At 62.9% G+C, this 26505-nt stretch carries 31 protein-coding genes; 16 read left to right on the top strand and 15 right to left on the bottom strand.

Annotated elements, in window-relative coordinates:
• Positions 1-33: 33 nt before the first annotated feature.
• From JG739_RS18620 to JG739_RS18595, 6 genes are read right to left on the bottom strand one after another with little or no spacing between them, the layout of a single operon-like run.
• A complete protein-coding gene (locus tag JG739_RS18620) occupies positions 34-1656 on the bottom strand; it encodes an NTP transferase domain-containing protein (RefSeq protein ID WP_202362864.1) in 1623 nt (540 codons plus the stop codon).
• Positions 1653-2357 (bottom strand): XdhC family protein, encoded by a 705-nt coding sequence (locus JG739_RS18615; RefSeq protein ID WP_202362863.1) that lies wholly within the window; start codon positions 2355-2357, stop codon positions 1653-1655. Before JG739_RS18615 ends, JG739_RS18620 begins: the two co-directional genes overlap by 4 nt.
• Positions 2358-2366: 9 nt before the next feature.
• Entirely contained in the window at positions 2367-2705 is a 339-nt protein-coding gene (locus JG739_RS18610) for an XdhC family protein (RefSeq protein WP_202362862.1), read from the bottom strand.
• Positions 2706-2732: 27 nt separating this feature from the next.
• Positions 2733-3983: a vWA domain-containing protein gene (locus JG739_RS18605; protein WP_202362861.1), complete on the bottom strand. Its 1251-nt coding sequence runs from the start codon at positions 3981-3983 to the stop codon at positions 2733-2735.
• Positions 3984-3986: 3 nt separating this feature from the next.
• Positions 3987-4916 carry an AAA family ATPase gene (locus JG739_RS18600; protein ID WP_202362860.1) on the bottom strand — a complete coding sequence of 310 codons (930 nt, stop codon included), beginning with the start codon at positions 4914-4916 and terminating at the stop codon, positions 3987-3989.
• Positions 4917-4949: 33 nt separating this feature from the next.
• Positions 4950-5444, bottom strand: coding sequence for a flavin reductase (locus JG739_RS18595; RefSeq protein ID WP_202362859.1), 495 nt, complete (start codon positions 5442-5444; stop codon positions 4950-4952).
• A 190-nt stretch (positions 5445-5634) separates the two neighbouring features.
• On the opposite strand from JG739_RS18595, the gene JG739_RS18590 reads away from it, so the two are divergent.
• A complete protein-coding gene (locus JG739_RS18590) occupies positions 5635-6720 on the top strand; it encodes a branched-chain amino acid ABC transporter substrate-binding protein (protein WP_202362858.1) in 1086 nt (361 codons plus the stop codon).
• On the top strand, positions 6720-7721 hold the full coding sequence (locus tag JG739_RS18585; RefSeq protein WP_202367520.1) for a P1 family peptidase: 1002 nt from the start codon (positions 6720-6722) through the stop codon (positions 7719-7721). Before JG739_RS18590 ends, JG739_RS18585 begins: the two co-directional genes overlap by 1 nt.
• Before the next feature lie 23 nt (positions 7722-7744).
• On the opposite strand, the gene JG739_RS18580 is transcribed toward JG739_RS18585, so the two are convergent.
• Positions 7745-7999 (bottom strand): DUF2171 domain-containing protein, encoded by a 255-nt coding sequence (locus JG739_RS18580; protein WP_202362857.1) that lies wholly within the window; start codon positions 7997-7999, stop codon positions 7745-7747.
• Between the two features lie 142 nt (positions 8000-8141).
• Between JG739_RS18580 and JG739_RS18575 the strand changes: the two genes are divergently transcribed.
• Genes JG739_RS18575 through purB form a run of 3 tightly spaced genes read left to right on the top strand, consistent with a single transcriptional unit; the run spans position 8142 to position 10749 of the window.
• Positions 8142-8867: a DUF2259 domain-containing protein gene (locus JG739_RS18575; protein ID WP_202362856.1), complete on the top strand. Its 726-nt coding sequence runs from the start codon at positions 8142-8144 to the stop codon at positions 8865-8867.
• A complete protein-coding gene (locus JG739_RS18570) occupies positions 8864-9382 on the top strand; it encodes a hypothetical protein (protein ID WP_202362855.1) in 519 nt (172 codons plus the stop codon). The genes JG739_RS18575 and JG739_RS18570 overlap by 4 nt, the downstream gene beginning before the upstream one ends.
• Positions 9383-9441: 59 nt before the next feature.
• Positions 9442-10749: an adenylosuccinate lyase gene (gene purB / locus JG739_RS18565; protein ID WP_202362854.1), complete on the top strand. Its 1308-nt coding sequence runs from the start codon at positions 9442-9444 to the stop codon at positions 10747-10749.
• A gap of 133 nt (positions 10750-10882) precedes the next feature.
• Here the strand turns inward: purB and JG739_RS18560 are convergent, their stop codons facing one another.
• Positions 10883-11695, bottom strand: coding sequence for a VOC family protein (locus tag JG739_RS18560; protein WP_202362853.1), 813 nt, complete (start codon positions 11693-11695; stop codon positions 10883-10885).
• Between the two features lie 304 nt (positions 11696-11999).
• Here JG739_RS18560 and JG739_RS18555 point away from each other — a divergent pair, with 304 nt between their 5' ends.
• Positions 12000-12548 carry an RBBP9/YdeN family alpha/beta hydrolase gene (locus JG739_RS18555; RefSeq protein WP_202362852.1) on the top strand — a complete coding sequence of 183 codons (549 nt, stop codon included), beginning with the start codon at positions 12000-12002 and terminating at the stop codon, positions 12546-12548.
• Here the strand turns inward: JG739_RS18555 and JG739_RS18550 are convergent.
• Both JG739_RS18550 and JG739_RS18545 read right to left on the bottom strand, forming a co-directional pair.
• The gene (locus JG739_RS18550) at positions 12545-13318 is read right to left on the bottom strand and encodes an HpcH/HpaI aldolase family protein (RefSeq protein ID WP_202362851.1); all 774 of its coding nucleotides are present in this window, start codon (positions 13316-13318) and stop codon (positions 12545-12547) included. The two genes, JG739_RS18555 and JG739_RS18550, sit on opposite strands and share 4 nt — an antisense overlap.
• Positions 13319-13539: 221 nt before the next feature.
• Entirely contained in the window at positions 13540-13860 is a 321-nt protein-coding gene (locus JG739_RS18545; RefSeq protein ID WP_091591813.1) for a DUF1476 domain-containing protein, read from the bottom strand.
• Positions 13861-14137: 277 nt separating this feature from the next.
• Here JG739_RS18545 and purC point away from each other — a divergent pair, with 277 nt between their 5' ends.
• The 5 genes from purC to JG739_RS18520 are packed head-to-tail and all read left to right on the top strand — an operon-like array spanning position 14138 to position 16615.
• On the top strand, positions 14138-14932 hold the full coding sequence (purC, locus tag JG739_RS18540; RefSeq protein WP_023798245.1) for a phosphoribosylaminoimidazolesuccinocarboxamide synthase: 795 nt from the start codon (positions 14138-14140) through the stop codon (positions 14930-14932).
• Positions 14933-14973: 41 nt separating this feature from the next.
• Complete coding sequence (purS, locus tag JG739_RS18535) at positions 14974-15216, top strand: phosphoribosylformylglycinamidine synthase subunit PurS (protein WP_202362850.1); 243 nt, start codon at positions 14974-14976, stop codon at positions 15214-15216.
• 18 nt (positions 15217-15234) lie between these two features.
• A complete protein-coding gene (locus JG739_RS18530) occupies positions 15235-15489 on the top strand; it encodes a hypothetical protein (RefSeq protein WP_128182176.1) in 255 nt (84 codons plus the stop codon).
• On the top strand, positions 15486-16154 hold the full coding sequence (gene purQ / locus JG739_RS18525) for a phosphoribosylformylglycinamidine synthase subunit PurQ (RefSeq protein ID WP_023798248.1): 669 nt from the start codon (positions 15486-15488) through the stop codon (positions 16152-16154). Before JG739_RS18530 ends, purQ begins: the two co-directional genes overlap by 4 nt.
• Before the next feature lie 44 nt (positions 16155-16198).
• The gene (locus JG739_RS18520) at positions 16199-16615 is read left to right on the top strand and encodes a hypothetical protein (protein ID WP_202362849.1); all 417 of its coding nucleotides are present in this window, start codon (positions 16199-16201) and stop codon (positions 16613-16615) included.
• 35 nt (positions 16616-16650) lie between these two features.
• On the opposite strand, the gene JG739_RS18515 is transcribed toward JG739_RS18520, so the two are convergent.
• Complete coding sequence (locus tag JG739_RS18515; RefSeq protein WP_370463492.1) at positions 16651-16842, bottom strand: DUF1127 domain-containing protein; 192 nt, start codon at positions 16840-16842, stop codon at positions 16651-16653.
• 131 nt (positions 16843-16973) lie between these two features.
• Here JG739_RS18515 and JG739_RS18510 point away from each other — a divergent pair, with 131 nt between their 5' ends.
• The 5 genes from JG739_RS18510 to JG739_RS18490 all read left to right on the top strand — a co-directional run bounded on the left by JG739_RS18510 (position 16974) and on the right by JG739_RS18490 (position 22915).
• Positions 16974-18386 carry an aminotransferase-like domain-containing protein gene (locus tag JG739_RS18510; RefSeq protein ID WP_202362847.1) on the top strand — a complete coding sequence of 471 codons (1413 nt, stop codon included), beginning with the start codon at positions 16974-16976 and terminating at the stop codon, positions 18384-18386.
• Positions 18387-18528: 142 nt separating this feature from the next.
• Entirely contained in the window at positions 18529-20769 is a 2241-nt protein-coding gene (purL, locus tag JG739_RS18505; RefSeq protein ID WP_202362846.1) for a phosphoribosylformylglycinamidine synthase subunit PurL, read from the top strand.
• An 86-nt stretch (positions 20770-20855) separates the two neighbouring features.
• Positions 20856-21089, top strand: coding sequence for a BolA/IbaG family iron-sulfur metabolism protein (locus JG739_RS18500; RefSeq protein ID WP_077371549.1), 234 nt, complete (start codon positions 20856-20858; stop codon positions 21087-21089).
• A 142-nt stretch (positions 21090-21231) separates the two neighbouring features.
• A complete protein-coding gene (gene grxD, locus JG739_RS18495) occupies positions 21232-21567 on the top strand; it encodes a Grx4 family monothiol glutaredoxin (RefSeq protein WP_127852175.1) in 336 nt (111 codons plus the stop codon).
• 103 nt (positions 21568-21670) lie between these two features.
• On the top strand, positions 21671-22915 hold the full coding sequence (locus tag JG739_RS18490) for a multidrug effflux MFS transporter (protein ID WP_370463493.1): 1245 nt from the start codon (positions 21671-21673) through the stop codon (positions 22913-22915).
• Between the two features lie 20 nt (positions 22916-22935).
• Here the strand turns inward: JG739_RS18490 and JG739_RS18485 are convergent, their stop codons facing one another.
• The 4 genes from JG739_RS18485 to ttcA form a co-directional block, all read right to left on the bottom strand.
• On the bottom strand, positions 22936-23331 hold the full coding sequence (locus JG739_RS18485) for a hypothetical protein (RefSeq protein WP_202362845.1): 396 nt from the start codon (positions 23329-23331) through the stop codon (positions 22936-22938).
• An 87-nt stretch (positions 23332-23418) separates the two neighbouring features.
• Positions 23419-24597, bottom strand: a complete 1179-nt coding sequence (gene ppaT, locus JG739_RS18480) for a pyridoxamine--pyruvate transaminase (RefSeq protein ID WP_202362844.1) — start codon at positions 24595-24597, stop codon at positions 23419-23421.
• 130 nt (positions 24598-24727) lie between these two features.
• Positions 24728-25555: an inositol monophosphatase family protein gene (locus JG739_RS18470; protein WP_202362843.1), complete on the bottom strand. Its 828-nt coding sequence runs from the start codon at positions 25553-25555 to the stop codon at positions 24728-24730.
• On the bottom strand, positions 25545-26432 hold the full coding sequence (ttcA, locus tag JG739_RS18465; RefSeq protein WP_202362842.1) for a tRNA 2-thiocytidine(32) synthetase TtcA: 888 nt from the start codon (positions 26430-26432) through the stop codon (positions 25545-25547). The genes JG739_RS18470 and ttcA overlap by 11 nt, the downstream gene beginning before the upstream one ends.
• Between the last annotated feature and the right edge of the window lie 73 nt (positions 26433-26505).

The following is a 26505-nucleotide window of genomic DNA, read 5'->3' as shown; positions in this document are numbered from 1 at the left end:
TCCCTCAGGCATGCGTTTTTCGGCTTCGGTTTGTCAATCCTGCAGCACGCCGCCGGCGCCTTCCAGCGCCTCGGGGGTGTCGACATCGATGGACGCTGCCTTGCCGATCTCGACATCGATGACATCAAGCCCCTCGGCCTCGACCAGATGGCGCGCGCCGGTATCGCCTTCGAGATGAGCGATCGCCGCAAACAGCGAACGCGGCAACAGCACCGGGTTGCCTCGCTTTCCCTCATGCGAGGCGCGCACCACCGATCGGCCCTCGGATTTGCGGAATGCACCGATCAGCCTGTCGAGGTCGCCAGACGCGATGCCAGGCATGTCGCCAAGCACGATCATGGCGCCGGCAGCATCGCTAGCAACCCGCGCGATGCCGGCCTTCAGCGATGAAGACAGGCCCTCGGCGAAATCCGGATTATCGGCGAAAGTCACGTCCAGTCCCGACAACGCGGCGCGTACACGCTCACGCTGATGGCCGGTGACGACGATGGTACCAGACGCTTTAGAGACGAGCGCGCGTTCGGCGCTGCGGCGCACCAGCGGTTTGCCGTCGAACAGCGCCAGCAGCTTGTTCGGACCGCCCATGCGGCTGGAGCGGCCGGCAGCCAACAGCACGATATCGACCTTCAACTCGGCACTCTCAGACTTTGGCGCCGGCAGCGGCTCGCGCGGCTGTGGCCGCGTCGGGATTTCCATCAACAGACCGCCGACTCCCATGCCGGCAATGTCCTTGGCCGTTACGTCGAGACCGGCGATCAACCGGTCGAGAACCCAGTCGAAGCCATTCTCCTTGGGGCTGCGGGCGCAGCCCGGCGCGCCGATAACGCGCTTGCCGGCAAGCTCGCCGAGCACCAGGAGATTGCCGGGATCGACCGGCATGCCGGCGCGGATGACGGTGCCGCCGGCCTTCTCGATCGCTGCCGGGACGACGTCGCCAAAATCGCTCATCGCCGAGGCGCCGAAGATCACCACAATATCGTTGTCACGCGTCAGCGAGGCCGCAGCCTCCGCAACGGCGCCAATTTCGTGCGGCGGGCGGCGCTCGGCCGTCAGCCGGCCACCTGAGCGCGCCAGACGGGCTTCGGTGACCCGCAACGTCTTGTCGAGCACACTCGGCTTGACGCCGGGCAGAACCGTCTGGATGACGCCGACACGCACCGGCTGATAGGCATTGACGGCAAAGATCTCGCCGCTGGCGCAGATCCTTGTCACCGCATCGACCAGGGCGGAAGCAACGGCGAAGGGAATGATCTTCACGGTTGCGACCATCTGGCCATTTTCGACCGGCGCGTGCTGCGCCAGCGTGGCGATGGTGATGGTCGGGTCCACGGCGTTGATGGCGTTGATCATCGCGGCATCGACCGTGAAGATACCGGCCGCCCGGGCGTGTAGATTAACCCGGCCGGTCGCGGCGGGCTTCGCCTCGACATTGCGATGGATCATGCTTTCAGCGATCTTTTCGGCGGCAGCGTCTTCGCTCAAATCGCCGGGAGCAAGAACGGCGGCGACAACCTGCGAAATCCCTGCTGACTTGAGCAAAGACACATCCTCGGCGCTCAGCCTGTGCGCCTTGCGCAAGCGCCGTTCTCCGGCCGTGGTGGCATGCGCCAGCACCGCACCTTCGGCCGTGTCGATCGGGATCGAGCCGAACTTCACGCCGCCGCGTCCTTGGAGTCGAGGCCACGCAAACGAAACGCCTGGATTGCCTGCGCTAGAATAGCGACCGCGATCTCGGCCGGGCTCGCCGCACCGATGTCGAGACCGATCGGCGCGTGGATGCGGGCGATCTGGTCGGCGGTCGCGCCCAATGCCAGCAGGCGCTCGATCCGCTTCGCATGGGTCTTGCGGCTGCCGAGCGCGCCGACATAGAAGCAGTTGGCGTCGAGCGCCGCCTTCAGCGCGAAATCGTCGATCTTCGGATCATGGGTGACGGCTGCCAGCGCCGTATAGCTGTCGAGCGGCTGGCGCGAAAGCACGTCCTGCGGCCATTCGGCATGCAGTGCGACATCGGGAAAGCGGTCTGATGTGGCAAAGGCCGTGCGCGGATCGACGATTTCAACGGGATAACCGGCGATCCTGGCCATCGGCGCCAGTGCCTGGCTGATATGGACTGCGCCGATCACCATCAGGCGCGGCTGCGGCAGATAAGCGTTGAGGAAAAAGGTTCGCCCTTCAGCCTCGACCGACCCGGAATTGCCTGATCGAAACGCCTTGGCGACCGCAGCGCCCAATTCGCCGGCGACCTGATCGCCCTCGCACACGATACGATCGCGGCCATCGCCGAGATCGGTGACCAGGATCGCCGCGCGACGGGCGCGGCGTTCGGCGTTCAGCATTTTCAGCGCGTAGGGATCCATCGTGCCGACCTAGCCTAAGCGCTCGACATAGACCTTGATGCGGCCACCGCAGGACAGACCGACCTGCCAGGCGGTCTCGTCGGCGACGCCGAATTCCAGCATCTTTGCCTTGCCACTGTCGATGACGTCGATCGCCTCGGTAACCACCGCGCCTTCGACGCAGCCACCCGAGACGGAGCCGTGGAAATTGCCTTCCGCGTCGATGACAAGGTGGCTGCCGACCGGGCGCGGCGCCGAGCCCCAGGTCTCGACCACGGTGGCAATGGCGACATCCTTGCCGTCTTTCATCCAGCCCTCGGCGATGATCAGCGGATCGCGCGCCTCATCGAGATCAATGCCTTTTTCCATCACCATTCTCCCGGAAAAAACATATGGCTATGCGGCACTTCTCGCGCCACCCTCAATCCACCTGCGTGGATCGACCGAGCGCGCCGAAGTCTTGTCCAGCGACGCGCAGAGATCGGCGAGCGCATCGAGATTGTGCACCGAGCGGAACTCGTCGACATGCGGCAGCATCGCCTTGACCCCACGCGCGCGCGCTTCGAAGCCGTCGAAGCGCAGCAGCGGGTTCAGCCAGATCAGCCGCCGACAGGATTTGCGCAGGCGCTCCATTTCCTCCGACAGGCCGGCAACGTCGTCGCGCTCCAGCCCGTCGGTGATCAGCAGAACCACCGCACCCTGCCCCAGCACACGCCGCGACCACAGCCGGTTGAATTCGCCCATCGTATCGCCGATGCGGGTGCCGCCCGACCAGTCCATCACCGCAGCCGAACAGTCGGCGAGCGCTGCGTCTGGATCGCGATGACGCATCTGCCGCGTCAGATTTGTCAGTCTGGTGCCGAAAACGAAGGCGTGCACGCGCCGGCGCTTTTCGGTCAGCGCATGCAGGAAATGCAGGAAAATGCGCGTGTACTGGCTCATCGATCCGGAAATGTCGGCAAGCACGACCAGCGGCGGGTGAACCTCGCGGGCTGAACGGAATTTCGGCAGGATCAATTCGCCGCCGGTGCGCGCAGCGGAACGCATCATGGCGCGCGGATCGATACGTCGGCCATGCGCATTAGACTTGAAGCGGCGTGTCCTGACCATGTCGAAGGGCAGCCGCAGCTCGGCGATCGCCTTTTTGGCGTCGATTATCTCGGCGGCGTTCATCTGGGCAAAATCCTTGCCCCTCAGCACCTCGTTGCCGGAAAATGTGAAGCGGGCGTCGACCTCGATCTCGGGGACTTCCTGCACCGGCTGGTTCTTCTGGTGGCCCTCGAACATCGCCTGGTTGACGCGGTTTTCCGCAGCCCGCAGCTTTTGCTTCTCTCTGAAATCAGGCGCCACCGGCGAAAACATCGCCAGCATCTTTTCGATCAGCTCGTGCGATTTCCAGAACAGCCGGAAGGTTTCGTCGAAGGTCGGGTGGTCCTCGTGCCGTGACACCAGCACGGCGTGAAGCGTCCAGTAGAAATCGTCGCGGGAACCGATGCCGGCGGCCAGCACCGCCTCGATCGCATCCTTGACCGAGGCCGGGCCGACCCGCATGCCGGCCTTGCGCAAGGTGCGGGCGAAATAGACGATGTTGTCGGCAATCCGCCCATCGGGCGTGGCCTCTTTCGGTTCGGGACGCGGCGCTGCCATCGCCTACTCCGCCGCCGAAAGCTCGGCCTTCACCTCGTTGAGGATGCGCCGGCCTTCGCCCTGTTCGATACGGGCAATGTCGTCCTGGTATTTCAACAGCACGCCGATCGTGTCGGAAACGGTTTCCGGATCGAGCGCCACCTTGTCGAGTTCGGTCAGCGCGCCGGCCCAGTCGATGGTCTCGGCAACACCCGGCACCTTGAAGAGGTCGATCTGGCGCAGCTTCTGGATGAACGAAACCACCTCGGCCGACAGCCGGCTGTTGGCCTGCGGCACTTTCCGACGCACGATTTCCAGCTCGTGCTCGGCATTCGGATAGTCGACCCAGTGGTACAGGCAGCGCCGCTTCAGCGCATCGTGGATCTCGCGCGTCCGGTTGGTGGTGATGATGACGATCGGCGGCTCCTGCGCCTTGATCGTGCCGAGCTCGGGCACGGTCACCTGGAAGTCGGAGAGGATTTCGAGCAGGAACGCTTCGAAGGCCTCATCGGTACGGTCGAGCTCGTCGATCAGGAAGACCGGGGCGGCGCCCGCCTTGCCGGTCAGCGCGTCGAGCACCGGGCGGCGGATCAGGTATTTTTCGGAAAAGACGTTGCGCTCCATGTCGGAGCGGTCGACCTTGCCGGCCGCCTCCTCCATGCGGATCTCGATCATCTGCGCGGCGTAATTCCACTCGTAGACGGCCGAGGAGACATCGAGGCCTTCATAGCATTGCAGGCGGATCAGCCGGCGGCCGAGCGCTTGCGCCAGCACCTTGGCGATCTCCGTTTTGCCGACGCCGGCCTCGCCTTCGAGGAACAGCGGCCGTCTCATGCGCAGCGATAAAAACAGCACCGTCGCCAGCGACCGGTCCGCCACGTAGTCCGCACCGGTCAGGAGGTCGAGCGTCTCGTCAATCGTCCGCGGCGCGGGGCGCGGTTTCAACTCGGTCATTCTCTCTCCGTGGGCGCGGCCCATCCAGAGCCTCTACAGAGCGTGATAGCCGCGGTCGTGATAGATCAGCGGCCGCAAATTATCGCCGATGCGCAGGCCTGTCACCTTGCCAAAAAGCACACGGTGAGTGGCCAGATCCTTGGTGTCGATCAGTTCGCAGTCGAACACGGCGAGCGCGCCCTTCAGCGTCGGCGCGCCGGTCGAGATCATATCCCAGTCGCCGAGCGCGAAGCGTTCCTCGACCGGCAGGCCGGTGAGGCCGGAAAAGCCGACCGACAGCGCCTCCTGGTCCGAAGCCAGCGTGTTCAAGGCGAACCTGCCATTCTTCACGAACGGCTCGTTCTTGGGATTCTCGCGATTGAGACAAACCAGGAGGGTCGGCGGCGTGTCCGACACCGAACAGGCTGCAATGACAGTCGCACCGCGCCTGCCGGCGGAACCATCGGTGGTGACCACATGGACGTGGCCGGCAAAATGGGCCATCGCGTCGCGATAGGCCTGCGGCCCTATGTCGTTCTTCTGCAGCACCGGCGATTTCCATTGGTTTGAAGCGTGATGAACCCAACCGCTATATATGGCGGGATATTGCATGCCACAAGCGAAGTGGTTGACATGCATCCTGAATTTCGCGTGTTGCGTGAAAGCTGACCAGCCTTTAGGTCTTGGCAGGAAGTGGCGCCGGCAACACGCGACCGGCGCGGAGGAATTCTTCGCTCGCATGCGACCCCGGACAACAGCCACGACAACGACAATAGCGGTACTGGCCTGGCTGTCTCTCGCCGGTGATGTGAACGCTGAAACGCTGCTGGTCGGCGTCGCAGCACCACTGTCCGGGCCGTCGGCGATCCTTGGCAAACAGATCGAGGCGGGCGCCGGCCTGGCGGCAGCGGCAAACGGTCCTCAACTTAAGATTGTAGACGATGCCTGCACGGCCGATGGCGGGTCTGCCGCGGCGAGGGTATTCGTTGCGGCGAAGGTCAGCGTAGTCGTCGGCTTCCTCTGCACCGAGGCGATCGAGGCGGCGCTGCCCATCCTGAAGGACGCCAGCATCCCGGTCATCACTGTCGGCGTGCGCACCGAAAGCCTGACCGACCGGCGCGCCAAGACCGGCTGGCCGATCTTTCGACTTGGGCCGCGCGGCGATGACGAGCGCAACGCCGTCGCCTCCAACCTCACCCGCCAATGGCAGAACGAGCTGTTCGCCATCATCGACGATGGCACGATTTACGGCCGCGAAATCGCCGAGACGCTTCGCGCGGCAGCCGAGCAGGCGGCGCTGAAACCGGTGTTCGTCGACACATTCAGGCCGCAGCTCGACAACCAGATTGGGCTGATCGGGCGGCTGAGGAAAGCCGGTGCAACGCATGTCTTCGCCGGCGGCGACGGCGAAGACATCGCCATCATGGGCCGCGACGCCGGCAATCTTGATGCCGGCATCATTTTTGCCGGCGGCGAAGCGCTGCGCACAGCGCCCGGCGACGTGCCTTATGCCTCAGGCACGCTGATGATCGCGCCGCCCGAATGGGCCGATGTGGCCGACTCCACGGTGCTCGACAGCTTTGCCGCACAAAAGATCGTGCCGGAAGGCTACACGCTGCCGGCCTATGCGGCGGTCGAAATCGCCAAGGCGGCGACGGTCCTGGCGGAAACCTCCGGCAGGCCACTGGCCGATGCGCTCACCGCGCATGACTTCAGCACCGCGATCGGACCGATCCGCTTTGACGGCAAGGGCGACTTGACCGAAAACCTTTATCGGGTCTTCCGTTTCAACGGCGCAAATTTCGTGCCGGCGGAGGCCAAATGATGTTTCGCACCGGGCCGCGCAATCTCATCACCGATGTCGCCGGCCTGCGCGTCGGCAACGCTTCCGACGTGAGGCTGAAATCCGGGGTGACCACCATCGTCTGCGACGAGCCGGCGGTGGCCGGTGTGCAGATCCTGGGCGGCGCGCCGGGCACCCGCGAGACCGACCTGCTCGAGCCGCACAATTCGATCGAGGCGATCCATGCCGTGGTGCTTTCAGGTGGCTCGGCCTTCGGTCTCGACGCCGCCTCCGGCGTGCAGGCGGCACTACTCGAAAGCGGCATCGGCGTGGAGGTCGGCGGCTTTCGCGTGCCGATCGTGCCGGCGGCGATCCTGTTCGACCTGCGCAATGGCGGCGACAAGGACTGGGGCCGCTATCCGCCCTACCGCGATCTCGGCTATGAGGCGGCACAGGCAGTCGGCATCGATTTTCCGCTCGGCACGGTCGGCGCGGGCACCGGTGCCCTGAGTTCCGGCCTCAAGGGCGGCCTCGGATCGGCCTCGACGGTGCTCGACAGCGGCGTCACCATCGGCGCACTCGCCGCCGTCAACCCGATCGGCTCGGTGACGATCGCCCAGACCCGCCACTTCTGGGCAGCGCCCTTCGAGATCGGCGACGAGTTCGGCGGGCTTGGTTATCCCTCGCCGATGCCGGAGGACGCGAAAAAAATCCTGCTGAAGTTTCGCGATAAGCCAATGGGAGGCAACACGACCATCGCCGTCATTGCCACGGACGCCGTTCTCACCAACGCCGCCGCCAAACGCCTGGCGATATCAGCGCATGACGGCTTCGTGCGCGCCATTTGGCCAACGCATACGCCGGCCGACGGCGATCTTGTTTTCGCGCTGGCGACCGGCAAGAGCGGCATTGAGCTCGCGCCCAACGATGCAATCGACCTCTACGCCGCGGCCGGCGCCACCATGGCGCGCGCCATCAGCCGCGGCGTCTTTGCCGCGACGCCCGCCGAAGGCGACCTGTTTCCGGTCTGGTCGTCGCGCTGAATGCGGGCTGCCGTGGCCCGTGATCAGGTGGGGTCGGATTTTTCTTCCTCGAACGTGACCGCAACATCCGCATTTGCCGACAGCCGCACTTTCTGGCCCTCGACTTCGGCTACGAGGCTGAGCGGAATGAAGTGATGATGCCCCCTGTGGGCGCCCTCGCCGCTGTCGCGCTTGGTCAGCTTGATTCGTTGCCCCTCAACTTTGTCGACAGTGCCGACATGGACGCCGTCGGCGCCGATCACTTCCATATGTTCGCGAATGCTGGCTGCATCTGTCATTGTGGGCTCTCCATTTCAAGCTGCCGACATAAACATATGAGAACGCGATTGGATGCATCGGGCTTGCGTCTCAGAGGGCACGAAGTTTTGACGATGTCGTGATAGTGATCGAAACAACGCTGGCTGCTCAAACGGAAATCCGATGCGAATTCTTGCCCTGTTTGCCGTTTCCCTCCTTGCCCAGTTTACGACTTCGCTCGCCGCGCATGCCGGCGATGTCGCCGGGCTTGAGATCCTTGGCTTCACTGGGGATGGCGGCGCGTTCGCCTTCGAGGAGTATGGTGTCCAGGACGGGTCGGGATTTCCCTATGCCAATCGCTATTACATCAACACCGCCGACGACAGTTTTCTCAAGGGCACACCGATCAGGGTGCGGCTTGACGACGAGAACGCAACGCTCGACGCGGCGCGCCTTGCAGCCCGGCAGAAAGGTGAAGCTATCATCAAACAGGCGGAATTGACGGCGAATCGCGGCATCACCGCCGGCTCCAACCCGGTGACCGAGCTTTCGGCCGATCCGTTCCGCATGGTGGTCAACCCGCGGCCGATCTTTTCGCCGATCGATGATCCGCTCGAGTTCCGGCTCGACGAGATCGGCATGAACGATACCGAAACCTGCCAGAGCCTTGGCGAGATCAACGGCTTTCGCCTGTTGCGCATCGAGGCGAAAGCCGGCGGCAAGACTGAGCTCCTGCACGAAGACAAGTCGATCCCCAAAAGCAGAGGCTGCCCGAACGGCTACCGGATCGGCGCGGTGCAGACATTTTCCATGCAGGGCCTCAGCGCCTATGCCGTGCTGATCGCGGTGCGCCAGCACGGTTTCGAAGGGCCGGATTTTCGCTGGATCGCGGTAACTGGCCGGCTGTGACGCCGCTTCCCGCCATACGCAGCCGAGTCCTGGATCGCATCCGCAAGGCCTTGCCGTCGCCGCGCGCCGCGGTTTGCGGCGCCCTGCCGTGGGCCGCAGCGATGGGCGCCAGCGCGCTTGTCAATCTGCTGCTGGACGACTGGATGACCCCGGCAAATATCCGCTTCGTCGCGTTGCTCTATGCGGCGGGCGGTGCGCTCGCCTTTCCGGTTGGCCTTTTCCTGGCGCGGCTCGTCTCGCTCGGGCGGCATTGGCAAGTTGCCTTGGCGGCCGCGTTTGTCTGCCTTCTTGCCACCACGACCGGCTTCACCGGTGGGCTCTTTGCGCTGCAATACCGTTCCTACTATGCCCAGTGGCATGAACCTGCACTGACCATTGGCTGGTCCATCCAGTTCGCGCACACCATGGCAACGGCGTTCTATCAATTCATCGTGCTGGGCATCCGGCTTTATTTTCCGCTCGGTTTCATCGCGCTTGCTCTCGCCAGCATCTGGTTTGCGCGGCAGCAGCGTTGAGCATTTTGTCTGCCTCTGTTACGACGCGGGCGAACACCCTCGCAAGTCAGGACTGACCGATGATCCCTCGCTACTCCCGGCCGGAAATGGTGGCCATCTGGTCGCCCGAAACCCGGTTCCGCATCTGGTTCGAGATTGAGGCCTACGCTTGTGACGCGCTGGCCGAGCTCGGCGTGATCCCGAAGGAGGCCGCCAAAACCATTTGGGAAAAAGGCGGGGCCGCGAAGTTCGACGTCAATGCGATCGACGAGATCGAGCGCGTCACCAAGCACGACGTCATCGCCTTCCTCACCCACCTTAGCGAATTCGTCGGGCTGGACGCCCGCTTCATTCATCAGGGGATGACGTCCTCGGACGTTCTCGACACCTGCTTCGCCGTGCAGCTCACCCGCGCCAGCGACATCCTTCTGGCCGACATCGACGGCTTGCTTGCGGCGCTCAAGCGCCGCGCCTACGAACACAAGGACACCGTCACCATCGGCCGCAGCCACGGCATCCATGCCGAGCCGACCACCTTCGGCGTCAAGCTGGCGCAGGCCTATGCCGAATTCTCGCGCTGCCGCGAGCGGCTGGTGCACGCGCGTGAGGATATTGCGACATGCGCCATATCAGGTGCTGTCGGCACCTTCGCCAATATCGATCCCTATGTCGAAGAGCATGTGGCGAAGAAACTCGGATTGAAGCCGGAGCCGGTGTCGACGCAGGTGATCCCGCGCGACCGCCATGCGATGTTCTTTGCGACGCTCGCTGTCATCGCGTCGTCGATCGAACGGCTGGCGACAGAAATCCGCCATCTGCAGCGCACCGAGGTGCTGGAGGCGGAAGAGTATTTTTCGCCCGGACAGAAAGGCTCGTCGGCGATGCCGCACAAGCGTAACCCGGTGCTTACCGAAAACCTCACCGGGCTTGCCCGCATGGTGCGTTCCTTCGCGCTGCCGGCGATGGAGAACGTGGCGCTCTGGCACGAGCGCGACATCTCGCATTCGTCGGTCGAGCGCATGATCGGCCCGGATGCGACCGTGACGCTCGATTTCGCGTTGTCGCGGCTGACCAGTGTCATCAACAGATTGCTCGTCTATCCCGACAACATGCTGAAGAACATGAACAAGTTCCGCGGCCTTGTGCATTCGCAGCGTGTGCTGCTGGCGCTGACCCAGGCCGGCGTCAGCCGTGAGGATGCCTACCGGCTGGTGCAGCGAAACGCCATGAAAGTATGGGAGCAAGGCGCTGATTTCCTTGAGGAACTTTTGGCCGACAAGGAGGTCACCGCAGCCTTGCCCGAGGCCGAAATTCGTGAAAAATTCGACCTTGGCTATCATACCAAGCATGTCGACACGATCTTCAAGCGCGTCTTCGGGGAAGCGTGAGGCCACGCGGATTTGACCGGTTCCCAGCCGGCGGTTCCAAGCTGGAGCCGACCTCGCTTTGCGAGGCCACCTTCTCCCACAAGTGGATAAGGTAAGACGGCATCGACCTCACCGCACCGTCAGGTTCGAAGAATCAAGCCTTGCCGGAAACGGTCCTGATCACCGTTCCCCATGGATCCTCGCGCGTCGTTGCATCAACCACGTTGTTCGAACGCATTTCGACCCAGGCGAGGCCGGAGCGGGAAGGATCACGACGGCCGGCGCCGGCGCTCTGCCACGAATTGGCGCCGATGTGGTGGTGGTAGCCGCCTGATGACAGGAACACCGCCGCGCCACCATATTTCGCCATGGTATCGAAGCCGAATTCCTGATGCCACCAGGCCTCGGCGTCTTCGGGCCGACCGACGCGCAGATGGACATGGCCGATGATGCTGTTGTCCGGCATCCCCTGCCAGCCGGCATCGCCGGCCGGCTCTTCGGCGACGACCGACGAAATATTCAGCCGTTCGGTCGCCATCGCTATCTTGTCACCATTCCACTTCCAGTCCTCACGGCGGCGGTCGGCATAGATCTCAATGCCGTTGCCTTCAGGATCGGTCAGGTAAAGCGCCTCGCTGACCAGATGGTCGGAAGCGCCGTCGATGCCGATATTGTTGGCGATGGCGTGGTTGATCCAGCGCCCGAGGTCGGCCCGGCTGGGTAGCAGGAAGGCGGTGTGAAACAGGCCGGCGCTGCGCGGATCGTCGGGCTTTGCCGCTGCATCCGCCTCGATGTCGAGCAAGGGACGATTGGCGGCGCCCAGCGTGATCGTGCCGCCGGTGCGGCTCAGTTCCCGCAGCCCGACGACGTCGCGATAATAGGCAGCGAGATTTTCGGCATCTCGCGCCCGCAACCCGACGCGGGCAACGCTGACCGGGGTCGTGGCGGCAAAAGGCAATTCACTCATCAAAGTCTCCGTTCGGGCGGCCTTCGACGAGATCCCCAAAGCCAGGAGCCCGGCGCCACCTACCATCGTACGCCGTGTCAGTTCCAAATCCTGGTTCTCATTACACGGCTGTTCTTTTCCCGATAACAGATCGTCTTTCGCGATCGTTCACACAAGACGCCAAGAAGCGAACATGGTGTTCACTATTGTGAGCGATCGCAAAATGATCAGACCCAGTTGCGCGTGATCTTATCCAAAAACCACTTCACACTTTTTGGGATCATGCGCGGTTGCACGAAACCGTGTCCCTCGCTACATGCGCGCCATGAAAGTCAAGGATGCAGACATTCTTATCGTGCCGGGCTACACCAATTCCGGCCCCGACCATTGGCAGAGCCGCTGGCAGTCGAAATTGTCGACGGCGCGGCGCGTCGAGCAGGCGGAATGGTCGAAGCCAGTGCGTGAAGACTGGACGGCGAGCGTAGCGAAGGCGGTCAACGAGGCCGAACGACCGGTCGTTGTCGTCGCGCACTCACTCGGCGTCGCCGCCGTGATCCAGGCAATGCCGCAGTTCCAGCGTCGGGTCGCCGGAGCCTTCTTCGTGGCGCCGCCCGACGTCGCCAATCCAGAGATAAAACCCAGGCACCTGATGACCTTCGGCCCTTATCCGCGCGAGCCGCTGGCATTTCCCTCGGTGGTGATCGCCAGCCGCAACGATCCGTTCTGCACGTTCGAGGTGGCCGAGGACATTGCCGGCGCCTGGGGCTCACTGTTCATCGATGCCGGCGAGGCCGGACATCTCAACGCCGATGCCGGCTTCGGCCCATGGCCGGAAGGCTCGATGACTTTTGCGAAATTCCTGACGGACCTTTAGGACCCGATCGAGTCCCTCACGCTCTTCAGCAGGGTCTTTGCCCCCAGCCCGATCAACGCGTGCTCGGAGCCCATCGCCAGCAGCCGGTAGCCCATCGATACCACACGGCCGGCGATGGCCGGCTCGATGACATAGATCGCGGCATGCTTGCCGGCCTTGCGCGTCCGCTCGGCGATCGAGGCGACGGTTTCCATCATGCTTTCGAGCGTCGAGTTGACAGCGGCGCCGTTCGACCAGGCGATCGAAAAATCCGATGGGCCGAGGAAGATGCCGTCGATTCCCGGCGTGTCGAGGATGCCGTCGAGCGCATCGAGCGCGGCGCGCGTTTCGACCATGGCGAAGGCCATGGTACGAGCGTTGCTATCGCGCAGCCAGTCGGCATAGTCGCCCTTGCCATGACGCGGAAAGGCATAGGTCGGGCCCCATGAGCGCTCGCCGAGCGGCGGATACTTCATGGCGGCAGCGAACAGCCTGGCGTCCGCCACCGAATTCACCATCGGCGCAATCACCGCCTCGGCGCCGAAATCGAGCGCGCGGCTGGCCATGTCGAAGCGGCCGACCGGAACGCGCACCAGCGCCGGCTTGTTGGCGGCCAGCACCGGCGCAAGGCCGCGCAGCACACTGTCCTCGTGATGTCCGCCATGCTGCATGTCGAGGGTGACGGCATCGAAACCCTGTCTGGCAAGTATCTCGACCGTCAGGGCGTCAGGCACGCCGGACCATGCGGTGCACAAGGTTTCATCGGCCGCAAGGCGTGATTTCAGGGACATAAGCGCCTTCCTTATTAGACCTCGCATCGGCCCAAAATCGACCCGATGCGACAAAATCGGCCCGATGCGAGGAGTCAAAATTGAGCGTACTTCGTGCGTCCGAATGGATGCATGTCGCTCTAATGCAGTTCAGCCGGAAACAGCTGCAAAGGCAAAGAAAAACCGCCCGGAGGGGCGAGGCGGTCGATTGGTCCAGCGTATCGATTGGCTCAGAGCAAGGGTCAGGTGTTCTTGATCTGCTCGATTGCCTGCGCCATCAGATCGTCCATGGTGCGGCGAATCTGGTGGTCCGACTGGACGACCCCGGCTTCGTCGAAATCCTTGCGGATTTTTCGGAAAACGTCGTGGTCGCCGGCTTCCTCGATATCGGCGAGGACGACCTGGCTGGCATAGGCTTCGGCGTCGGCCCCGGCCTTGCCGAGCTTTTCGGCAGCCCACAGGCCGAGCGCCTTGTTGCGACGGGCCGCAGCCTTGAACCGGAGTTCCTCGTCGATGACGAACTTGCGCTCGAAGCCCTCCTCGCGATCTTTCATGCTGCTCATGGCATCCCTCCGGTCAAATCAGATTTAGTTGGCAGTCGAAATATGTGTATTGCCCAGCACAAACCAAAAGGCCGCGGGCCGGTCAATATGCTACGTCACTTGCTGCGCTGCGGCATTTCATTCCGGAAAGCGGTGATCGAAAGGATTTGCCGATTGAGCAAACACTGCGATTGGGATAGACACCGGCATTGAACCCCTACCGTTGCCGCACTAATTTAGGCGGACGGACAGGAACTGGTCGCTTGCCGCCTGCCCGGAAATCCAGAGAAAAGATCAGATGAAAAATCGCCGCCGCATTTATGAAGGCAAGGCCAAGATCCTCTATGAGGGCCCTGAGCCGGGAACACTGATCCAGTTCTTCAAGGACGACGCGACCGCTTTCAACAAAAAGAAGCACGAAATCGTCGATGGCAAGGGCGTGCTCAACAACCGCATTTCCGAGCACATCTTCAACCATCTCAACCGGATGGGCATTCCGACCCATTTCATCCGCCGGCTCAACATGCGCGAGCAGCTGATCAAGGAAGTCGAGATCATCCCACTCGAGGTGGTCGTGCGCAATGTCGCCGCCGGCTCGCTGGCCAAGCGTCTCGGCATCGAGGAAGGCACCGTGCTGCCGCGCTCGATCATCGAATTCTATTACAAGGCCGATGCGCTCGACGACCCGATGGTGTCTGAAGAGCACATCACCGCTTTCGGCTGGGCAAGCCCGCAGGAGATCGACGACGTCATGGCCCTGGCCATCCGCGTCAACGACTTCCTCTCCGGCTTGTTCATGGGCGTCGGCATCCAGCTTGTCGACTTCAAGATCGAATGCGGCCGGCTGTTCGAAGGCGACATGATGCGCATCGTCGTGGCCGACGAGATCTCGCCGGACTCGTGCCGTCTGTGGGACGTGGCGACCCAGGACAAGCTCGACAAGGATCGTTTCCGCCGCGACATGGGCGGCTTGGTCGAAGCCTATCAGGAAGTCGCCCGCCGCCTCGGCATCATGAACGAGAACGAGCCGCCGCGTCCCGCCGGACCAGTGCTCGTCGCCTCGACCGATGGCCTCAAAGGCAAGCCGCACTGAGATTCTTGCCGCTCAACACTTCGAACAGGAGCATGTCCAGCGTGATCAAGGCCCGCATTACCGTCACCCTCAAGAACGGCGTGCTCGACCCGCAAGGCAAGGCGATCGAACACGCATTGTCCGGGATGGGCTTTGACGGCGTCGGCCAGGTGCGGCAGGGCAAGGTTTTCGACGTCGAGCTTGCGGAGAGCGACAAGACCAAGGCCGAAGCCGATCTCAAAGCCATGTGCGACAAGCTTCTGGCGAATACGGTGATTGAGAACTATAGTGTGGCCATTACCTGAGGTTGTGCCGGAGGGTATATGACTGAAGCCACAAACGAGTTGATGTACGAGCTCCTTAAGCGTGTGCACCACGAAGTTGCTGAACTTCGACAGGATGTTTCCGAAGTTAAGCGGGAGTTGAACGTCGTTCGGGGTCACATGGTCGCAACGCAAAGCGACATCCATAACATTTACGGCATTCTTGGCCGTCAAGACGATCGTCTCGAACGCATAGAGCGCCGTCTCGAATTGCGCGAACTTGCCGAAGCCCAGGGGCCATACGAACCGAAATGAAATCAGCCGTCGTTCTTCTCCCGGGCCTCAACCGTGACCGCGACATGATCGCGGCTCTGACCAAGATTTCTGGAACACCACCGGTCACCGTCTGGCAGACCGACACCGAAATCCCCGATGTCGACCTGATCGCCATTCCCGGCGGCTTCTCGTTCGGCGATTATCTGCGCTGCGGCGCCATCGCCGCGCGCATGCCGGTGATGCGGGCGGTCGCCGAAAAGGCGGCCAAAGGGGTCATGGTCATCGGCGTCTGCAACGGCTTCCAGATCCTGGTCGAGGCCGGCCTGCTGCCGGGCGCCTTGATGCGCAACACGTCGCTGAAATTCGTCTGCCGGCAAGTCAAGCTGCAGATAGCCAACGCCAACACGATGTTCACCCGCCGCTATCAGCCGGGCCAGATCATCCGCTCGCCGGTGGCGCATCACGACGGCAATTATTTTGCCGACGCCGAGACGCTGCGCAGGCTCGAAGGCGAAGGCCAGGTCGTGTTCCGCTACGCCGAAGGCACCAATCCCAACGGCTCGATCAACGACATTGCCGGCATCATCAACGGCCAGGGCAATGTGCTCGGCCTGATGCCGCATCCCGAGAACCTGATCGAAGCGGCGCATGGCGGCAGCGACGGCCGGGCGCTGTTCGAAAGCGCCCTCGGCATCGCCGCTTGATTCTTCAGCGTTCATCCTTTTCCCGAATTCGAAATAGGCGCCGCATGAGCCCGAGACAGACGATCGCCCGCCTCGCTCTCGTCGCCGCCGCCGGCCTTGTGCTCGCCTCCTGCCAGTCGAAGCCGAAAAGCGCACCGGCGCCTTCTGGCAAGAGTGCGGCGCTGCTTGCCATGGAGCAGGTGGCAATCGCCGCCCACAAATGCTGGATCGCCAGCAAGGATCCCGCCTTCAAGCCCTATCAGATGGCCAACGAGCTGAATTCGTTCACCGGCACGCCGCGCTTCCTGCTGGTCCCGGCCAAGCATTATGGCGGAAAGCCGTTGCTGGTCGTGCAGGCACAAGGCAATTCACGCAGGGTGGACGTGTACGGTCCGCTGATGAACGATCCGCTCGGTGCACGCATCGGCTCCGACATCGCCCGCTGGCAGGCGGGCAACCCGGCCTGCGGTGCAGCTGCATAGGGCGCCGCATCCTGCAGGTCGAAGCCGGCGTATTCTCAGTCCCAGAACGGCCTCAAACCCTCACGGTGGGCATCGCAGCGCGAGATGCCGATATCCCTAAGCTGATCGTCGGTCATCTCCAGCAGTGCCAGCCGGCTGCGCCGGCGATCCAGCAGGCCGTCGATCCGGTTTGCGAGTGACCTGACCATACGCACCAGGCGACGGACATAGCCTTGGGCTCCGGGCAATTCAGCTCTCGTGTGACGGATTGAATCGATTGCAGCCATTGTCTTGCTACCAAAATTCGAGATTGTACCCCTTGACGCGCAGCCACATATGTATTGACTCTCAAAACGGTGCAATATAGAAAATTGTCACCATGACAAATTGGCTTCCCGACCTTTCCGCCGGCTCCGGGCCGCTCTATCAGCGGCTTGCAGATTCCATTGAAACGGACATCGACCGCGGCGCGATCGCTGCCGGGGCAAAACTTCCGCCTCAGCGCGATCTGGCATACGACATCGGCACGACCGTGGGCACGGTCGGCAGGGCCTACCAATTGTTGCGCGAGCGGGGGCTGGTGAGCGGCGAAGTCGGACGCGGAACCTATGTGCTTGGCCGGCATGATGCCAAGACCGATCTGCTGGCGCCCGACCCGCACGTGGAAGGCACGCGCTCCATCGATGCACCTCGCGGCAAGCTGCGCTTCGACAGCACGGCTGCGCCTGATACCGGACAGGGCGCCGTTGTCGCCGATGTGCTGTCGCGCACGGCGCAGGAGCATCAGTACGAGATTTCAAGCTATACGCGGGATTTTCCCGACCGCTGGTTCGAAGCCGGCTGCAGCTGGCTATCGCGGAATTCGTTTCGCCCTCGCCCCGATGGCATCGTTCCGACGCTCGGCACCCATGCCGCGGTCATGGCGGCGATTGCCGCGCTGACCACGCCCGGCGACTATATCGTCTTCGAGCACCTCACCTATTCGCAGATTTCACGCAGCGCCGGCCTGATCGGCCGCCGCACCGCGTTGGTGACGTCGGACGCGGAAGGCATCGATCCAGAGGATTTCGAGCGCGTCTGCGCACAAAAACACCCGAGAATGATGTTTTTGATGCCGACGGCCAAGAACCCTACATTGGTGACGCTGTCGGCAACGCGCCGCGAGGCCATCGCCCGCATCGCGCGCGAATACAATGTCATCCTGATCGAGGACGATCTCTATGGCGATCTGACCGACGACCCAACGCCGCTTTTGGCCGAATATGCCCCCGAAAGGACCATCGTCGCCGGCGGCCTGTCGAAATCGGTTGCGGCGGGCGTTCGCGGCGGCTGGCTCGCCTGTCCGCCGGCCTATCGTCACCGCATCCGGGTCGCTCACAAGATGCTGACGGGCGGCCTCCCCTTCCTGCTGGCGGAACTGTGTAGCCGGCTGGTGCTGTCCGGCCAGGCCAGCGAGATGCGCAAGCGCAGCATCGTCGAGATCAACGCGCGCGTGGCGATCGTGCGCGAGACACTGGCGGGATTCGACTTCAACGCACTGGACAATGTGCCCTTCGTCTGGCTCACCCTGCCCGATCCTTGGCTTTCCGGCACTTTCAAGAATGCCTGTCTCGAACATGGCGTGCTCATCGACGATGAGGACGAGTTCAAGGCCGGCCGTTCCGAGCAGGTTTTTCACGGCGTGCGGTTTGGCGTTTCACAGCCGGAGCGACGAGAGGACATCGCGGGCGGCGTCGGCGTGATCCGGCGGCTGCTGGACGAGGGCCGCGCTGGCTATGACAGTTTCTCCTGAACCGGCTTGAAACCGGCGGGCCGAGTAGTGATCTTTCGCTACTTGCTGCACCCTTTCCATCGTTTTTGTCGCTTGATGGGTGTATCGGCTGCAAAGCTTGCGATAAGACGGGTTTCGATCCCAAGGACATGAATTGCCGCCCATGACCATTTCCAATTCCGTGCCGATCACTCCGGAACTCATTGCCGCGCACGGGCTGAAGCCCGACGAGTATCAGCGCATCCTCGACCTGGTCGGGCGCGAGCCGAGCTTTACCGAGCTCGGCATCTTTTCGGCGATGTGGAACGAGCACTGCTCGTACAAATCCTCGAAAAAGTGGCTGCGCACGCTGCCGACCACCGGACCGCAGGTCATCCAGGGGCCGGGCGAGAATGCCGGCGTGGTCGATATCGGCGACGGCGACTGCGTCGTCTTCAAGATGGAGAGCCACAACCACCCCTCCTTCATCGAGCCCTATCAGGGTGCGGCGACCGGCGTCGGCGGCATCCTGCGCGATGTCTTCACCATGGGCGCGCGGCCGATCGCGGCAATGAACGCGCTGCGCTTCGGCGCGCCGGACCATCCCAAGACCAAACACCTGGTTGCCGGCGTCGTTGCCGGCGTTGGCGGCTACGGCAATTCCTTCGGCGTGCCGACGGTCGGCGGCGAAGTCAATTTCGACGCGCGCTACAACGGCAACATCCTGGTCAACGCCTTTGCGGCGGGGCTGGCCAAGACCGATGCGATCTTCCTGTCGGAAGCCAAGGGCGTCGGCCTGCCGGTCGTCTATCTCGGCGCCAAGACCGGCCGCGACGGTGTCGGCGGCGCCACCATGGCCTCGGCCGAATTCGACGACAGGATCGACGAGAAGCGGCCCACCGTTCAGGTCGGCGACCCATTCACCGAAAAGTGCCTGCTCGAAGCCTGCCTCGAACTGATGGCGTCCGGCGCCGTCATCGCCATCCAGGACATGGGTGCTGCCGGCCTCACCTGCTCGGCGGTCGAGATGGGCGCCAAGGGCGACCTCGGCATCGAGCTCGACCTCGACAAGGTGCCGGTGCGCGAGGAGCGCATGAGCGCCTATGAGATGATGCTGTCGGAGAGCCAGGAGCGCATGCTGATGGTGCTGCGCCCCGAAAAGGAAAAGCAGGCCGAGGCGATCTTCCACAAATGGGGCCTCGACTTCGCCATCGTCGGCAAGACCACCGACGATCTGCGTTTTCGCGTGCTGCACCAGGGCGACGAGGTCGCCAATCTGCCGATCAAGGACCTTGGCGACCAGGCGCCGGAATATGACCGTCCCTGGACCGAGCCGAAGAAGCCGGCGCCCCTGGCGGCCGGCGATGCACCGCAAGCGGATGTCGCCGAGGCACTGCTGAAACTGCTCGGCGGGCCCGACCTGTCCTCGCGCCGCTGGGTATGGGAACAATACGACACGCTGATCCAGGGCAATTCGCTGCAGCTTCCGGGCGGCGATGCCGGCGTGGTGCGCGTCGAGGGTCATCCGATCAAGGCGCTCGCCTTCTCCTCCGACGTCACGCCGCGCTATTGCGAGGCCGACCCTTACGAGGGCGGCAAGCAGGCGGTGGCCGAATGCTGGCGCAATCTTACCGCCACCGGCGCCCTGCCGCTCGCGGCCACCGACAACCTCAATTTCGGTAATCCGGAACGACCCGAGATCATGGGCCAGTTGGTCGGCGCCGTGAAAGGTATCGGCGACGCCTGCCGCGCGCTCGGCTTTCCGATCGTCTCCGGCAATGTCTCGCTCTACAACGAAACCAACGGGCAAGGCATCTTGCCGACACCGACCATCGGCGGCGTCGGACTGATCGCCGACTGGTCCAGGATGGCGCGGATCGGCTTTGCCGCCGAGGGCCAGATGATCCTGCTGGTCGGCGCGCCATCGATGTGGGGAACGCATCTCGCCCAGTCGGCCTATATGCGCGACATTCATGGCCGCGCCGACGGCCCGCCGCCGCCCGTCGACCTCGACCATGAAAAGCGCGTCGGCGACCATGTGCGCGCGCTGATCGCCTCCGGCGTCGTCACATCAGCGCATGACGTATCCGACGGCGGCATTGCCGTCGCGCTGGCCGAGATGGCGATGGCGTCCGGCATCGGCGCGACCGTCCCCGGCCTGGTCGGGACCGATCCGATCCCGGTCTGGTTCGGCGAGGATCAGGGCCGCTATCTCTTAACGCTGTCGATCGATCCGCAAAGCAAGGAATGGGACGCCATTCGCGAAGAGCAGAGCAAGCTCGGCATCTTCGCGCCGTGGATCGGCTCGACCGGCGGCAATGACCTGAAACTCGGTGAGGCGCGGGCGATCCCTGTCAGCGAATTGACCGCTGCCCACGAATCCTGGTTTCCTCGCTTCATGGCAAATGAGGTCGTGGACCCGTGATATGATCGAGTGGGGTCGTTTGGGTGTGGTTCATCGGCCATTTCGATCATATCTATGAGATCACGACCTGAACAAGGAATCCTCGCATGGCAATGGACGCGCACGACATCGAACGGTTGATCAAGGAAGGCATTCCGGACGCCAAGGTGACGATTCGCGACCTGGCCGGCGACGGCAATCATTATGCGGCCGAAGTGGTGGCCGAAAGCTTTCGCGGCAAAAGTCGCGTCCAGCAGCATCAGATGGTCTACGACGCGCTGAAGGGCAATATGGGCGGCGTGCTGCACGCGCTCGCTTTGCAGACCAGCGTGCCGGAATGAGCTTTGAGGCTGAAGCGGCCTGGGCCGTGGATTTGCGACATTTGCGTGACGAGGCGGCAAACGTCTTGTTTCAGGCAACCTATGGGTTTATTTGAAAGGGTATGTTTCGAGCCCGACTCCCGCGGGCATGAAAGGATTCTCTATGAGTGGTATCAACGACTACATCGACAGCGAAGTGAAGGGCAACGACGTCGTTCTCTTCATGAAGGGTACGCCTGGTTTCCCGCAATGCGGATTTTCCGGTCAGGTCGTGCAGATCCTTGACTACATCGGGGCCGATTACAAGGGCGTCGACGTGCTGACCTCGGCCGAGCTGCGGCAAGGCATCAAGGAATACTCCAACTGGCCGACCATCCCTCAGCTCTACGTCAAGGGTGAGTTCGTCGGCGGCTGTGACATCGTCCGCGAGATGTTCCAGGCTGGCGAACTGCAGACGTTCCTCGTCGAAAAGGGCGTCAGCGTCAAAGGCGCCGCCTGACGAAGGGCACTTCGTCAAGCTGATATCTCCCCGGTATCGGGACACAAGACGAATGAATGCGCCGGTGCGCCGGCGCTTTTTCGTTTGAAGATCGGACTTTGCCGTGGATCAGCATGCACAAGCGCCGCAACAGGCGGATACCTTGCCTATTCCGCGCTGGGAATTCATCGCGCTATGCGCGGCGTTGATGGCGCTCAACTCGCTGGCCATCGACATCATGCTGCCGGCGCTGCAGCAGATCGGCGCCTCGCTGGGCGTGGAAAACGAAAACCATCGCCAATATGTGATTGCTGCCTATATTCTCGGCTTTGGCGGCGGACAGCTCTTCTTCGGGCCGATCTCGGACCGCTTCGGACGCCGCGCGCCGCTCGTCGTCGGACTGGTCATCTACGTCGCAGCGGCGAGTGCGGCGGCGATCGCCCCGACATTCGCCACGCTTATCCTGTGCCGGGTGGTGCAAGGCATCGGCGCGGCGGCCACACGCGTCATCGCCGTCTCGATCGTGCGCGACACGTTCGAGGGCCGGCGCATGGCCGAAGTCATGTCGCTGATCTTCATGGTGTTCATGGCCATTCCGGTGGTGGCGCCAGGCATCGGCCAGTTCATCATGCTGTTTGCCTCCTGGCACTGGATCTTCATCACCATGGCGGCGGGCGCGCTGATCGTCTCGACCTGGTCGCTGCTGCGCCTGCCCGAAACGCTGCGTCCCGAACTTCGCCGGCCGCTGACGGTATCATCCGTCCTTGGCGGTTTCCGCATCGTGCTGACCAATCGCGTGGCGCTCTGCTACGCCTTTGCCAGCACTTTTGCCTTCGGCGCGATGTTCGGCTTCATCAACTCGGCGCAGCAGATCTACGTCGATGTGTTCAAAGTCGGCGAGATGTTCCCGGTGATTTTCGCGGGGATCGCCGGCGTGCTCTCCTTTTCGAGCTACCTGAATTCGCGCCTTGTCGGACGCATCGGCATGCGCCGCCTGTCGCAAAGCGCGCTGCTCTTGTTTCTGGCCATCAGCCTCGCCTGGCTGGTCGTTTCCATCCAAATGAAGATGCCGCTCTGGCTTTTCATCAGCTTCTTTGCCTGCACGATGGTCCCGTTCGGCGCACTCGGCGCGAATTTCAACGCACTCGCCATGGAGCCGCTCGGCCAGTTGGCCGGGACAGCGTCGTCCATTCTGGGTTTCATGCAGACCTTCCTCGGCGGCGTGCTCGGCACGCTGATCGGCCAGGCCTTCAACGGCACCGTGACGCCGTTGGCCGCTGGATTCTGCAGCGTTTCGCTTGGCGCACTGGTGATGGTGCTGATCGCCGAGCGCGGCAAATTCTTCCAGCCGCAGAACCCGCCGGTTTAATGCCGGACGCGTTTCAGGATTCACCCCTCACTTGCTGCGGAGAAGCGAGGGAACAGCATACGGCCTGCGATCGCTCCACCCATGCTGTCCGAAACGGGCAGTGGCAGAGCCTTGTCGAGAGCCTCGAGGACGGAAGCGACGAAGGCCCGGTTGAGGCTGCCATCATCGCCCAGACGGGAGTAGGTGGCGCGAGGCTTGCCGATAAGCGTGCCGTTTCGGCGAATTGAGAACTGCAGCGTCAAGGTCATGCCCGCGGTTCCGGGCGGCGGCTCCCAGCAGGCGACGATCGCAGCGAACATCTCGTTTATGGTGTCGATGGGTTCGGGACTGCGACAGGCGCGTTCCTGCGATGTTGCCGCGTTAGGCCCGGCAATCAGGGCAAGGGTAAGGGCGACAATTGCGGACCGAGGTTTCATCCCGAGTTTCCGGTTTCGCGCGGACAAATGTAATCGAATTTTTCGACGGAAGCTTCCATCGAGTATCAGCGCGTCGCGTGAATCCTTTCAGACGTCGGCGTCGATAACGGCGAGCGCCGCGTCGATGCCTTTGCCGACCGCGAGCTTTTCGCCCAAGGAATTCATCGCGCCGCCAAGTGCCGTCAGCGCCGCGACCGCATAGATCGGCTGGGCGGTCGGGCCCATATGGCCGATGCGCGTCAGCTTGCCCAATGTTTCGCCGCGGCCGGACGAGAACACCACGCCGTAGCGGGCGCGCGCGGCCTGGCGAAGCGCCTCCTCGTCGATGCCTTCGGGTGTCCTAACGGCGGTCGTGGTGGGCGAAGCGATGATGTCGCTGGCCGCCCAGATCGACAGACCCATCGCGGCGACGCCGGCGCGCATGGCCCTGGCGGTGAGCGCGTGGCGCGCCCACACCGCCGCCGGGCCCTCGTTGAGGTAGAGGTCGAGCGCGACGTCGAGCCCGTTCATCTGCGCGACGGACGGCGTGAACGGAAACGGCTGGTCCTTCGACCACGCATGCTCCCAATCGAGGATGCTCAGCATAGACGCGCGCGGCGCCAGTGGATTGGCCTTCATCTTCGCCCAGGCCCGCTCGCTGACGCCCATCATCGTCAGCCCGGGAGGCGCGCCGAGGCATTTGTTCGGGCCGGTGACATAGATGTCGGCCTTGCAGTCCTCCGGATGCGTTTTCATGCCGCCGAAGGACGAAACGGCGTCGACGATCAGATAGGCGCCATGCACGGACACCAGCGCGCCGATGGCGTCGATCGGGTTGATGGTGCCCGACGGCGTGTCGTGATGGCAGACGGAAACGATGCTGATTTCCGGATGCGCTTCCAGCATTGCCGCAACCGCCTGCGGGTCGATCGCCTGGTTATAAGGCACCTCAATTTCGAGCAGATGCGGCGAATAGCGCTTCGCCCAATAGCCAAACCCCTTGCCGTAGACGCCCGAGGCAAGGTTGAGCACGACGTCGTCGGGCGTGATCAGGGAGGCAACCGCCGCCTCCAGGCCAAGCACCGGCTCGCGATGCAGAATGACCGGCTTGTTCGACAGCCGCATCGCCTTCTGCGCCTTGTCGACCACAGCCTCGTAAAAGAGCTGGAACGCCGGATCGTGATCGTAGAGCACGGTGCGGCCGAGGCCACGCAGCACGTCGGGATAGGCGTTCACCGGCCCGGCAGTAAGCGTGATAACCGGTTCGGCGTGTTCGAGATAACGCATGGTCTTTGTCTCATCGTTGGCGGTCAGCCGTAGAACTGCGTGTAAGACTTGAAGTTCTCCATGTCGTGCGAATACATCAGCTTGGCGCCATGATCCTCGGCCAGCTTCATCCGGGCCGATGCCAAACGGCCTATTCCGCCCAGAGTTCCCGGCGCAGTTCGCGCCAGCTTGCTTCGTTCGGTGCGACAAGAAGGCCACCGCCGACATGCGAAGGCCGATAGGCGCTGCCGTCGAAACGCGCCGCGTAACCACCTGCCTCGGCATGGATCAGCACACCGGCCAGATGATCCCACGGCATCAGCTTGTTGTAGACGACGAAGTGGGCGTGGCCGCTCGCCAGCAGGCGGTATTCGTGTGCCGCGCAGCGATAGCCGAATTGCGACAAGGATTTCGTCTGGTTGCGCGCCAGCCGTGACCGTTCCGGCTCGGGCATGTATTGCCAGGAAACCGCGCCGGTCATTTGCGAGATCGGCGCAGGCTCGGCGACATGCACTTTCTCCAAAGTGCCATGCGCATGCCGTATGTGGCTGCCGGCGCCCCTGGCGCCGATCAGCCAGTCCTTGCCGATGGGATCGTGAATGATGCCGACGACGGTCTCGCCCTTCACCACGACGCCCAGCATGACGCCGAACAGCGGCACGCCTGAGGCGAAATTGAAAGTGCCGTCGACGGGATCGATGACGAAAGCGAGATCGGCTTCGCCGAGGCCCTCGAGCAGCGCCGGGTCGTCGGAGCAGGCTTCCTCGCCAACGATCATCGCCTGGGGGTAGCGCTCACGCAGCCTGACGGTGATGAGCCGCTCGGCACTCACATCGGCCTCCGTCACCAGATCGGCTGCCGAGGTCTTCCGGCGGATGTCGCCCTCGTCCAGCCGGCGAAAGCGCGGCATGATCTCGGCAATGGCAGCGTCGGACAGAAGCTTGGCGAGCCAGTCGATCGCGGTATCGTCAAATGTCATCGGGAACGTCTTGCCTTGCGGTCAGGGTTTCGTTGAGGGCGGCGAAATCGAACAGCTTTCTGTCGAGCAGATGCGAGGGCCGCACATTGGTCATGGCGTGGATCATCGTATCCTTGCGGCCGGGCATGCGCTTTTCCAAATCATCGAGCATCGCCTTCATCGCATTGCGCTGCAAGCCGTCCTGGCTGCCACACAGATCGCACGGGATGATCGGGAACTTCATGGCGCCGGCGAATTTTTCGAGATCGGCCTCGGCGCAATAGGCAAGCGGCCGCAGCACCATGACGTCGCCGTCGTCGTTGAGCAGTTTTGGCGGCATGGCGGCGAGGCGTCCGCCATGCAACAGGTTCATGAAAAAGGTTTCGAGAATGTCTTCGCGGTGGTGGCCGAGCACCAAAGCCGAGCAGCCCTCCTCGCGCGCGATGCGGTAGAGATGGCCGCGCCTCAGCCGCGAGCACAGCGAACAATAGGTGCTGCCCTGGGGAAGCTTGTCGGTCACCACCGAATAGGTGTCCTGATATTCGATGCGGTGCGGAATCCCGTATGTCTTGAGATAATCGGGCAGAATGTGTTTCGGAAAGTTCGGCTGGCCTTGGTCGAGATTGCAAGCCAACAGGTCGACCGGCAGCAGCCCGCGCCATTTGAGGTCGAGCAGCAACGCGAGCAGGCCGTAGGAATCCTTGCCGCCAGACAAGGCGACCAGCCAGCGATCGCCGGGCCTGACCATGGAAAAATCGTCGATCGCCTGACGGGCGAGACGCAGCAGCCGCTTGCGCAGCTTGTTGAATTCGACGGAGGACGGCACGTCGGCAAACAGCGGATGAAAGCCACCTGCGGCGTCAGTGATCGGTTCGATTGTTTCTGGCAGCATGTTCATGGCGCGGCGGCCCCAAAAAATCCTTGTTGCCGCCCGGAGTAGCGCATCGGCCCGAAAATCGAAATCGATTTTC

This window comes from Mesorhizobium sp. L-2-11, from assembly GCF_016756595.1.
GTDB lineage: Bacteria > Pseudomonadota > Alphaproteobacteria > Rhizobiales > Rhizobiaceae > Mesorhizobium.
Note: the sequence above shows the minus strand (reverse complement) of the source record. Positions and strands in the feature narration are given on the sequence as shown.